The organism is Mycobacterium sp. (assembly GCF_025933915.1).
Taxonomy (GTDB): domain Bacteria; phylum Actinomycetota; class Actinomycetes; order Mycobacteriales; family Mycobacteriaceae; genus Mycobacterium.
On record NZ_JAICZA010000148.1, the window covers coordinates 1 to 11324 of the forward strand.

Here is an 11324-nt window from a genome sequence, read left to right on the forward strand (position 1 = left end):
CCGGTCGGGGCGCTCCGGGACGGGGCGCCGCCGGACGCGGGATGGGCCGGTCGACGGGCTGCGCCGACGAGAACGGGTTGTTGCCGACGCGCGGGGCGCGAGGCTTGGGGATCGGGCCGGGACGCGGGCCCGGTGTCATGCCCGGCTGCGGCGCCTGGCCGGGAGCGGGGGGCCTCGGCTGCCCGGGAGAGGGCGCCGACGGAGGCGCGGGGGCCGGCCCCGGTCGCGCCGGCGCCTCGGTGGGCGCGGCGCCGGAGGGCTGGGCGGCAGCGGTCGTCGCCGGGCCACCGGGCTGGGCGGGTGTCGCCGTCGCTTCGCCGTTGCCGCCGGCCTTGTTGATCGCGTTGTCGAGGGCCGTATCGAGCGACGTGTCGGGGGTCTTGGCGGCAGCCTTGGCCTCCCCTTTCGCGGCCTTCGCGGGGGCCTTCTGGGCAGCGGGCTTGCCGCCCCCGAAGGACTCGCGCAGCCGGCGAGCCACCGGCGCTTCTACCGTCGACGATGCGGATTTGACGAATTCGCCCTGATCATTCAGCCGGGCGAGAACTTCCTTGCTGGTAACACCGAGTTCCTTTGCCAACTCGTGTACGCGGGCCTTACCTGCCACTACATCTCCTGTCTATGAGGCGACAGTCGTGGGGCCGCGCCTCGGGAATTAGCTGTAACGCATAGGGATGGGCGTCATCGGGACTTCACGGTGTGCTCATGTTCTTTGCTACCTGTTCTGTTGCCGGGCGATCGGGCGCACTGAGAAACTCTATGTGCTCGACCACCGCGGATGTGTCCGGTGAACCGGTGATGCGCAGCGCTTTGGTGAAAGCACGCCGCCGGATCGCCTGTTGTGCGCACTGCGGCACGGGATGCAGCCATGCACCCCGCCCCGGCAGGCTCCTGCCTGTGTCGACGATAACGGCGAAATCGCCGTTCCCGGTCGGCACAGCCACCACTCGAAGCAGTTCGACGGCCAACTCTCGCTTTCGGCACCCGATACACGTCCGCACGGGTTCACCCATGTGTCGGTGCGCCCTTCTGGGTTTCGGAGGCCGAAGGCTCACGCTGGATCACGGTCAGTCTAGCGTCACCGGATCGATGGTCAGAACCACCCGAGGATGGGCGGCCGTGCCCCGGTCTGCCGCTAGCGGTCGTGGGCCATTCCGTGGGTGGCACCGTGTTCGGGCTCGCCCTCCGGATGACCGCCGGGCCCGGCGGCCGAATCCCCACGGATGTCGATGCGCCAGCCGGTCAGCCGGGCGGCCAGCCGCGCGTTCTGGCCCTCCTTGCCGATGGCCAGTGACAACTGGAAGTCGGGAACCACCACGCGGGCGGCGCGGGCGGCCTGGTCGATGATCGACACCGAGACCACCTTGGCCGGCGACAACGCGTTGGCGACGAAGCGGGCCGGGTCCTCGTCGTAGTCGATGATGTCGATCTTCTCGCCGGAGAGCTCGCTCATCACGTTGCGGACCCGCTGCCCCATCGGACCGATGCAGGCGCCCTTGGCGTTCAGGCCGGGAAGGTTCGACTTCACGGCGATCTTGGAGCGATGCCCGGCCTCCCGGGCCACGGCCACGATCTCGACGGACTCGTCGGCGATCTCGGGCACCTCCAGGGAGAACAGCCTACGGACCAGGTTGGGGTGGGTGCGCGACAGCGTGATCAGCGGTTCCCGGGCCCCGCGGGTCACCCCGATCACATAGCACCGCACGCGGTTGCCGTGTTCGTAGCTTTCCCCGGGAACCTGTTCGGCCGCGGGGATCACGCCCTCGGATGCCTTGGTCTCGGTGCCCATCCGGACCACCACCAGGCCGCGCGCGTTGGCGCGGCTGTCTCGCTGGATCACGCCCGCGACGATCTCGCCCTCGCGGGTGGAGAACTCGCCGTAGGTGCGCTCATTTTCGGCGTCGCGGAATCGCTGCAGCATCACCTGGCGTGCGGTGGTGGCGGCGATGCGCCCGAAGCCTTCGGGGGTGTCGTCCCATTCGCTGATGACGTTGTCGTCTTCGTCGGTCTCCCGGGCCATCACCCGCACGACACCGGTCTTGCGGTCGATCTCGATCCGCGCGTCGTTCTGATGGCCCTGGGTGTGCCGGTAGGCGGTGAGCAGCGCGGACTTGATGGTCTCGAGCAGCTCGTTGACCGAGATGCCCCGATCCACCTCGATCGCATGCAGGGCGGCCATGTCGATGTTCATGTTCCCGTCTCCGTCCTCCGGCCCTGACCCATACTCGCCAGTTCCAGTTCCGCTTGGGCAGGGGGCGAAAACTCCACCTGGACAACAGCTTTGACGACATCACCGACCGAGATCTCGCGTATCGCCCAGTCCCGGCCCGCGCGAACCACCAGCGCGACGGTGTCCTCGTTCGTCTCGCCGACGCGTCCGGTCAGCTGGGATCCATCGGACAGGACAACCTCGACCTTGCGGCCGCGGGCGCGACGGAAGTGCTTCGCGCTGGTCAGCGGGCGATCCACACCGGGTGAGGACACCTCGAGCACGTAGTGGTCCCCGATGCTGTCCAGGCCGTCGAGCAGCGCCGACGCCGAGCGCGAAAGGGTGGCCGCCGTGTCCAGATCGAGGCCGTTGTCACCGTCCGCGATCACCGTGATGCGGGGCGGTCGGGTCCGGGCGTCGATGACCACGTCTTCGATCTCGTATCCCGCGCGCGCAAACTCTCCATCGAGTAGCTCGATCACCTGCGTCTGCGACGGTAGCCCGGTGGTCACGGCGAGCTCCTCATCTTGAGTTGTCCGGTCATCTGGCGGATGTCGCCGCCGCGATGGCTTCGCGGGCGGCTTCCGGTGTCCCGGCGAAAGAACGTACAGCCGCCCTCCCGCGAGAACCAGCTATCCACGATACGCCAGGAATCGCCGATGGCGGCGTGATCGCGTGCTGGCTTCGTGCCCGCTTTCGCACCGGTGGCAGGATGTGCTTGTGCCTAGCGCAGTTCCGTTCGTCAACAGGCGAGACGTCCTCTCCGGCGGCGCCGCCTTGGCCGCGCTGGGGGTGGTGTCCGCGTGCGGCAAGTCCGCGCCCAAGCCCCCGCCCGTCGAACAACTGCTGGGCCCGTTGGACCAGGCCCGCCACGACAGCACGCTGGCGGGTGCCGCCGCCGCGGCCGTCGGGAACCCCCCGCAGGTTGCTGCGGCGCTGACGGTGGTGGCGAGCCAACGCGCCGCGCACGCCCGCGCGCTGTCCGCCGAGATCTCGCGTGCCGCCGGCAAGCTCGCCGTGACGTCGTCGAGCGAAACGACCAGCCCGAGTCCGGCCGAACCGGCCGGGCCGCCGCCGCCCCCGCCGCCAGTGGCCGACGTGATCGACGCGCTGCGCGCCTCCGCCGACAGCGCGGCTCGCCTGGTGGGCACCGAATCCGGCTACCGGGCGGGGCTGCTCGCCTCGATCGCGGCATCGTGCACGGCGTCCTACACGGTGGCGCTGGTGCCCGGGGGTCCATCGATATGACCTCGGGGAAGGATGCCGACAATGCGGCGCTGTCCGACGCGCTGGCCATCGAACACTCGACGATTTACGGCTACGGCATCGTCTCGGCGCTGTCGCCCCCCAGCGTGAACGGCATGGTGGTGGAGGCCCTCGAGCAGCACCGCCAACGCCGCGACGACGTCATCGCGATGCTGACCGCCCGCAAGGTGACCGCTCCGGTCGCCGCGGCCGGCTACCAGCTGCCCATGGTGGTCGGCAGCCCGGCGGACGCGGCGCGCCTGGCCGCACGGATGGAGAACGACTGCGCGGGGGCGTGGCGCGTCGCCGCCGAACACGCCGAGACCGCCCAGGATCGGGCGTTTGCCTCGACGGCGCTGATTCAGAGCGCGGTCATGGCCGCCCGGTGGAACCGGGTGTTGGGCGCCTGGCCCATCACGACGAGTTTCCCGGGCGGCAACGACTAGACGGTATGGAGGCTGACTCGGGGCCGAAGGCCTCGGGCTGCAATCGGTCGTGGGTTGCCGGTGGCGGGTGAACACTCGCTCCGGTAGAGCCACAGTTGCAGATCAGGAGGCCTCCGGTGAGTTTCAACGGTACGAGTGTCGGGTTGGATGTGCACGCACTTTCGGTGGTTGCGCATGCCGTGGATGAGGAAACAGGGCGTGTCGAGCGGGCACGGTTGTGTCCCGATCACGGCGAGATCCTGGACTGGTTGCACCGGCTGCGGGGGCCGGTGCGGGTGGCCTATGAGGCCGGGCCCACAGGATTCGGACTGGCCCGGGCATTGTCTGATGCCCGGATCGACTGTGTTGTTGCGGCTCCATCGAAGTTGATCCGTCCGCCGGGTGATCGGGTCAAGACCGATGCTCGCGACGCCGCGCATCTGACCCGACTGCTTCGCTTGGGCGAGATCACCGCGGTCACTGTCCCGGAGCGCGAAGTCGAGGCAGCCCGGGATCTGGTCCGGGCCCGTGAGGACGCCCGCGTCGATCTGATGCGGGTTCGGCATCGGCTGTCCAAATTGCTGCTGCGCCAGGGCCGGGTGTATTCAGGTGGGCAAGCATGGAATGGGGTGCACGAAACCTGGCTTCGTCGCCAGCGATTCGACAATTCCCACACCACAGCAGCCTTCGACCATCACTTCGACGCTGTCTTGACTGCCACGGCGGCCAGGGATCGTCTCGATGAGCAGATCGTCACGATCGCGGCCTCCCCGCGGTGGGCTGATCCGGTCGACCGGCTGGGCTGTCTGCGCGGGATCTCCGCGCTCACCGGATTGGCGCTGTCGGTGGAGATCGGTGACTGGACCCGGTTCACCGGATCCTCGATCGGCGCCTACGTTGGCCTGGTGCCCACGGAATTTTCTTCGGGAGCATCGCGGGCGCAGGGCTCGATCACCAAAGCCGGTAACGCCCATGTGCGCAGGCTGCTGATCGAGGCGGCCTGGCACCACCGGGCCTCCTACCGCAATCCCGGACCAACGATGCGGGCCCGCTGGGCCAAAGTCGACCCGGCCCTCAAAGCGCGTGGGCACGCCGGCAACCGGCGCCTGCACCAACAATGGTGCCGCTTTAACGAACGCAAAAAGCCCCACGTCGTCGCCAATGTCGCCATCGCGCGCGAACTGGCTGGATGGTGCTGGTCACTAGCCACCCTGGAATAACTGCCAGCCGCTAACTTGATCGGGATCAGTGTCGGCCACAGCGAGGTAAGCGAACCAGACCTGCGTTACAGCTATGAGCCACAACAGGATTCAACTGAAATCCCGCGTGACGCCCGTCCCTAGAGAGCAGCCACCGTTCGCGCCGAACCATCGTCTTGCGGTACCCAACCCGCGCATATCAGCCTGACACCACCGTCGTTGACCAACGACCGCCACGGCCCGACCCCGACACCCGATCAAACGAAAGCCGCCCCGGCCAAAACCGGGGCGGCTTTCACCTGCCTATTGACAAAGGATGCCTACATATCAGCTGTTCAGGACCGCCGCGATGTCGGCGGCCAGCGACGGCCCGGTCGCCAGTTCCCGGGTGTGACCGCCGAAGCGGTCACGTAGCTCCACCACGCCGCCCGCCCAGCCGCGTCCCACCACCACGATCCAGGGCACGCCCAGCAGCTCGGCGTCCTTGAACTTCACGCCGGGCGAGGCCTGGCGGTCGTCGAGCAGCACGTCGACGCCCAACCGGTCCAGTTCGGCGGCCAGGTCGGTGGCCCCGGCGCGGGCCTGGTCGTCTTTGTTGGCGATCACCAGATGGACGTCGAACGGTGCGACGGCCGACGGCCAGCGCAGCCCCAGCTCGTCGTGGTGCTGCTCGGCGATCACGGCCACCATCCGCGACACCCCCAGGCCATAGGAGCCCATGGTCAGGCGCACCGGCTTGCCGTCCTCGCCGAGCACGTCGGCGGTGAAGGCGTCGGTGTATTTGCGTCCGAGCTGGAAGATGTGCGCGACCTCGATACCGCGCGCCGACACCAGCGGGCCCGCGCCGTCCGGCGAGGGATCGCCGTCCCGCACCTCGGCGGCCTCGATGGTGCCGTCGGCGGTGAAATCGCGGCCGGCGACCAGCCCGACAACGTGGCGTCCGGGCTCGTCGGCCCCGGTGATCCAGCTGGTGCCATCGACCACCCGGGGATCGAGCAGGTACCGAATATCGTTGTCTCGCAACGCCTTCGGTCCGATATATCCCTTCACCAAAAACGGGTACTTGGCGAAGTCGGCGTCGTCGAGCATCGCGTAGTCGGCCGGCTCCAGCGCAGCGCCCAGCCGTTTGTCGTCGACCTCGCGGTCGCCGGGCAGCCCGATGGCGAGCAGCTCCCAGTCCCCGCCGGGTTGGCGCACCTTGAGCAGGACGTTCTTCAACGTGTCGGCCGCGGTGACGGCGCGGCCCAGGTCCGCGGTATTGGCCCAGTCCACGAGGGTGGCGATGGTCGGGGTGTCGCCGGTGTCGTGGACCACCGCCTCGGGCAGCCCATCGATCGGTTGCGCCTCCGGCCGGGCGGTGACGACGGCCTCGACGTTGGCCGCGTAGCCCGATTCAAGGCACCGCACGAAGGTGTCCTCGCCGACCGGGCTTTCGGCCAGGAACTCCTCGGAGGCGCTGCCGCCCATGGCCCCGGAGACCGCGGACACGATGACGTAGCGCACCTGCAGGCGCGCGAGGATGCGCTGATAGGCCTCGCGGTGCGCGTGGTAGGCGGCCGCCAGGCCGGCGTCGTCGATGTCGAACGAGTAGGAGTCCTTCATCACGAACTCCCGCACGCGCAGGATGCCGGCCCGCGGCCGCGCCTCGTCACGATATTTGTTCTGGATTTGGTACAACAGGACCGGAAAGTCTTTGTAGGAGCTGTATTCGCCCTTGACGGTCAGGGTGAACAGCTCTTCGTGCGTCGGTCCCAGCAGGTAGTCGTTGCCGCGGCGATCCTGCAGCCGAAACACCGAGTCGCCGTATTCGGTCCACCGGTTCGTCGCCTCGTACGGTGCGCGGGGCAGCAGGGCGGGGAACAGGATCTCTTGCCCGCCAATGGCGTTCATCTCCTCGCGGACGACGCGCTCGATGCGGCGCAGCACCCGCAATCCCAGCGGCAGCCAGCTGTACAGCCCGGGTGCGATGGGCCGGATGTAGCCGGCCCGGATCAGAAGTTTGTGGCTGGCGACTTCGGCGTCGGCGGGATCGTCGCGCAACGTGCGCAAAAACAGCTGGGACATCCGGGTGATCACAGCGGGCCAGCCTAGCGTGCGGGCAGGTGCGTCGAACGTCACGTCAGCGCAACGCTCGCGCCCCAACGCCACTCTGGCGTGACATTCGACGGCAAGGTGGCAGCTCGCACGCGGTGAGCTACAGCTCCCCGGCGTCCATCGCTTCCTTGACCTCTTGCGCGTGCGCAACCTGATCGGGGGTGTAACCGATGAACAGCGCCGCACCGCCGACGACGACGGCCACGCCGGCCACCCACAGCAGGCCGTAGGTATAGCCGTGGTCGAGCGCCTGCAGCTGCACGTCGTTCATGATTTTCACCGGGCCGGTGGTGCCGCCCAAATACAGTGTCCGCGAAGTGATCACGGCCTGGATGACGGCCAGCACCAGCGGCCCACCCAGGCTTTGCAGCATCAGCGTGACCGCCGATACCGGGCCGATCTGATCGAAACCCACGCCGGCGATGGCCGACAAGGTCAGGGGAACGACGGCCATGCCGATGCCGATCCCGCCGATCACGATGGGCAACACCAGGTTGGGGAAGTAGGCGACGCCGCGGTGCATGAACGCCCAGCCGTACAGCATCGCCCAGAACAGAAGGATGCCGCCGCCGATGGTCAACACCCGCGGCGAGAACCGTGACACCAGTTGCGAGGAAACGCCGAGGCCGATTCCCATCGCGATGACGAACGGGATAAAGCCGACGCCGGCGTGCAGCGCGCTGTAACCGAGGATGTCCTGCACGTACAGGCCGATGCACACGGTCAGGCTGAACATGAGTCCGCCGGCCAAAAAGATTGCGGTGAAGGTGGCCAGCCGGTTGCGGTCCCGGAACAGATCGAACGGAACGACGGGGTTTTCGGCGGTGCGCTCGACGATGATGAAGGCAAGGGCGGCACCCAGCGCCACCACACCCGAGCCGATGGTGGTGAGCGAAACCCAGCCTTTTTCCGGCCCCATCGAGAAGGCGAACACGGCGGCGGTGCATGTCAGGGTGGCCAGCATGGCGCCGGTGGCGTCCAGCTTCATCCGCTCGCGGTTGGTCTCGCGCAGCGCGGTGCGGGCCAGGTACATCATCACCAGGCCGATCGGCACGTTCACCAGGAACGCCAGCCGCCACGACACCTCGGTGAGCGCTCCGCCGACCACCAGGCCCATCACCGAGCCGATCGCCGTCATCGCGGCGAACACCGCCGTCGCGAAGTTACGCGCCGGCCCTTTGGGGAACGTGGTCGCCACCAGAGCCAGGCCGGTCGGCGAGGCGATGGCGGACCCGACGCCCTGCGACAGCCGGGCGATGACCATGGTGGCTTCGTCCCAGGCAACCGCGCACAGCACGGAGGAGATGGTGAACAGCGCGACACCGACGATGAAGGTGCGCTTGCGCCCGATGGTGTCGCCGAGCCGGCCGCCCAGCAGCATCAGCCCGCCGAAGGTCAGCACGTAGGCGGTGATCACCCAGCTGCGGCCGGCGTCGGACAGGCTGAGCTCGTTTTGGATCTTGGGGAGCGCGACGATCGCGACGGTGCTGTCCATCGTCGCGAGCAGCTGCATGCCACCGATGGCGACGACGGCCGCGATGAAGCGCCGAGAAGGCAGCCACGCCGGGTAGTACTTGCTGATGCGAGGCGCGGCGCTCTCCGCCGGGGGCTTGGAGGCGGTCTCCGCCGGGGGCGTGGTGCGCACCGGGGCCGGACGATCGGGGCGCGCAGAGGTCCAGTTTTGGACAGCGCGCTCTGAGTCGTTGAGAGCCGTCATAAAGGGTTACCTTACAGTAATCTTAAGAATCGTTTAAACCCCGAAAGCCGCCACAGCGCCGATCACGATGATCGCGGGAGGTCGGATACCTTCGGCCCGAATCTTTTCGGGCGTGTCGGCCAGGGTGGCTCGCAAAGTGTGTTGAGCGGACGTCGTCCCATGCTGAACGACCAGCACCGGCGTATCCGCAGGTCGACCCCCCTTTAATAGGGCTTCGGCGAAGAGTTCGATGCGTTCGACCGCCATCAGCAAAACAATCGTGCCGGACATCGCCGCCAGCGCATCCCAATTCACTAACGATTCGGGGTGACCGGGTGGGAGATGGCCGCTGACCACCACGAATTCGTGATTTATCGCCCGATGAGTGACGGGCACGCCCGCCAAGGCCGGCACTCCTATGGCGCTTGTCACACCCGGCACCACAGTGACCGGAATCCCGGCGTCGGCGCACGCGAGCACCTCCTCGTAGCCGCGGGCGAAGACGAAGGGGTCCCCGCCTTTGAGGCGCACCACAAAGCTTCCGGCCCGCGCGCGTTCGATCATGACGTCATTGATGGCGTCCTGGGCCATCGCCCGCCCGTACGGGATCTTGGCGGCGTCGATGACCTCCACGTGAGGCGGCAGCTCGGCGAGCAGTTCCGGTGGCGCGAGGCGATCGGCGACCACGACGTCGGCCTGGGCGAGCAGCCGGCGGCCGCGCACGGTGATCAGTTCGGGGTCACCGGGACCGCCGCCGATCAGCGCCACGCTGCCCCTGACGACATCGGAGCTCACCGGGCCTTCAGGGGTGATGACCCCGGTCTGCAGCGCCTCCCGGATGGCCGAGCGGATCGTCGCCGAGCGTCGGTGCTCGCCGCCGGCCAGGACCCCAACGGACAACCCTGCGTAGCTGAAAGATGCTGGCGTTACTGCGGTCCCCTCGACGGCGATGTCCGCCCGGACGCAAAAGATTTGGTGGCTTTCGGCCTCGGCGACCACGGCCTCGTTCACTTGCGGGTCGTCGGTGGCCGCGATCGCGTACCAGGCTCCGTCGAGGTCGCCGTTGCGGTATTCGCGCAATACCAGGGTGATTCCGGTCATCGCCTCGACCGACCTCGTGGCGCTGCGGGAGATGACGTGGACGTCGGCGCCGCTGGCGATGAGCAACGGCAGCCGGCGCTGGGCAACGGTGCCGCCGCCGACGACGACGACCTTCTTGCCCGTCAGCCGCAGCCCAGCGAGGTAGGCGCTCTCAGTCACCCCCCAAGCCTAGTGGCTGTCGATGCTGGCGCCGCGCGCGTAACGCCACGGCGGGTTTGCCCAACTTTTCCCACCCTGGCGTTACATTCGCGGACGGGCCGGCTGCGCTCGCCGAGCCGCGGCGTATGCGACGAAGCGCGCCACCGCCTGCGGGGCGGCGGCCGGATGGGTGTGCAGATACGACGCGTGCACGCCGCCGTGCACGACGCCGTCGCGCGCGGCAGCGCCCGCGTGGTCGGCGTCGTGGGCCCGGTACATCCATGCCGGCTGATAGCTGTCGCTGAACGTGACTGCGGTGCGGTGGAATTCGTGCCCGACGGCCCGCTGGCCGGCGGTATAGAGCGGGGAATCGGCGACGGCGACGGCATCGCGATACGCCAGCGTCAGGTCCGGAGTGAACCGTGCCCGCCCGGCCAGCACGCCGCACATCGGGTGGCCGTCGAGTTCGGTGGCCAGATAGATCAGCCCGGCGCATTCGGCGTGGATGGGGGCCCCGGCGGTGGCCACCTCCTTGATCTGCCGGCGCACGACGTCGTTGGCGGAGAGCTCCGCGGTGAACTGTTCGGGAAAACCGCCGGGCAGCAACACCGCATCGGTGCCGTCGGGCAACGCGTCGCTGAGCGGATCGAATGCGACGACGTCCGCGCCGGCGGACACCAGCAGCTCGGCGTGCTCGGCGTAGCCGAAGCTGAAGGCCTTGCCCGCCGCCACGGCGACGGTGGCGCGGTCGCCGCACCGCCCGGCGGTCTCCCCCACCGCCGTCGCGGGATCCCAGGGCTCCTGCGCGGCCGGGCTTCGCGCGACCGCGACCACCGCCGCCAGGTCGACGTGGCGGGCGACCAAGGCGGTCATCGCGTCGACCGCCAGCCGGGCCCGGCGCCCGTACTCCACCGCGGTGACCAGCCCTAAATATCTTGTGGGAAGCTCTAATTCAGCGACACGCGGGATGGCGCCCAGCACCGGGACACCGGCCTGCTCGCAGGCCTGCCGCAGCACCTGCTCATGCCGCGCCGAGCCGACCCGGTTCAGGATCACACCGACGACCCGGGTCGCGGTGTCGAACGTCGAAAAGCCGCGCAGCAGTGCGGCGATGCTTTGGCTTTGACCGCGTGCGTCGACGACCAGGACAACGGGCGCACCCAGCAGGCCGGCGACGTGGGCGGTCGATCCCGCCGCGGGGGTTGTGGCGGACGGCCCGA

General features: G+C 68.5%; 9 protein-coding genes and 2 pseudogenes. 3 read left to right on the forward strand and 8 right to left on the reverse strand.

The features are described 5' to 3' along the window. The 4 genes and pseudogenes from Q0W90_RS19480 to rimP all read right to left on the reverse strand — a co-directional run. Window positions 1-604 (reverse strand): translation initiation factor IF-2 N-terminal domain-containing protein (locus tag Q0W90_RS19480; protein ID WP_297776033.1); only part of this gene is annotated, 604 nt, incomplete at its 3' end. 85 nt (window positions 605-689) lie between these two features. Beyond that, window positions 690-1059: pseudogene (locus tag Q0W90_RS19485) on the reverse strand (YlxR family protein). A 73-nt stretch (window positions 1060-1132) separates the two neighbouring features. Next, window positions 1133-2188, reverse strand: a complete 1056-nt coding sequence (nusA, locus tag Q0W90_RS19490) for a transcription termination factor NusA (RefSeq protein ID WP_297595744.1) — start codon at window positions 2186-2188, stop codon at window positions 1133-1135. Further along, window positions 2185-2718: a ribosome maturation factor RimP gene (gene rimP / locus Q0W90_RS19495; protein ID WP_297701315.1), complete on the reverse strand. Its 534-nt coding sequence runs from the start codon at window positions 2716-2718 to the stop codon at window positions 2185-2187. The genes nusA and rimP overlap by 4 nt, the downstream gene beginning before the upstream one ends. 208 nt (window positions 2719-2926) lie before the next feature. Between rimP and Q0W90_RS19500 the strand changes: the two genes are divergently transcribed. The 3 genes from Q0W90_RS19500 to Q0W90_RS19510 all read left to right on the forward strand — a co-directional run bounded on the left by Q0W90_RS19500 (window position 2927) and on the right by Q0W90_RS19510 (window position 5096). After that, a complete protein-coding gene (locus Q0W90_RS19500) occupies window positions 2927-3454 on the forward strand; it encodes a hypothetical protein (protein ID WP_297595742.1) in 528 nt (175 codons plus the stop codon). Next, a complete protein-coding gene (locus Q0W90_RS19505) occupies window positions 3451-3897 on the forward strand; it encodes a ferritin-like domain-containing protein (RefSeq protein ID WP_297595741.1) in 447 nt (148 codons plus the stop codon). The genes Q0W90_RS19500 and Q0W90_RS19505 overlap by 4 nt, the downstream gene beginning before the upstream one ends. Window positions 3898-4013: 116 nt before the next feature. Then, window positions 4014-5096, forward strand: a complete 1083-nt coding sequence (locus Q0W90_RS19510) for an IS110 family transposase (RefSeq protein WP_297698840.1) — start codon at window positions 4014-4016, stop codon at window positions 5094-5096. 306 nt (window positions 5097-5402) lie between these two features. Here Q0W90_RS19510 and Q0W90_RS19515 read toward each other — a convergent pair whose 3' ends face one another. From Q0W90_RS19515 to Q0W90_RS19530, 4 genes and pseudogenes are all read right to left on the reverse strand, one after another. Next, entirely contained in the window at window positions 5403-7151 is a 1749-nt protein-coding gene (locus tag Q0W90_RS19515) for a proline--tRNA ligase (RefSeq protein ID WP_297776037.1), read from the reverse strand. A gap of 118 nt (window positions 7152-7269) precedes the next feature. After that, window positions 7270-8886 (reverse strand): MFS transporter, encoded by a 1617-nt coding sequence (locus Q0W90_RS19520; protein WP_297601942.1) that lies wholly within the window; start codon window positions 8884-8886, stop codon window positions 7270-7272. A gap of 22 nt (window positions 8887-8908) precedes the next feature. Continuing rightward, window positions 8909-10125 (reverse strand): annotated as a pseudogene (cobA, locus tag Q0W90_RS19525) (uroporphyrinogen-III C-methyltransferase). A gap of 81 nt (window positions 10126-10206) precedes the next feature. Next, on the reverse strand, window positions 10207-11324 hold a 1118-nt coding region (locus Q0W90_RS19530), incomplete at its 5' end, for a cobyrinate a,c-diamide synthase (protein WP_297776039.1).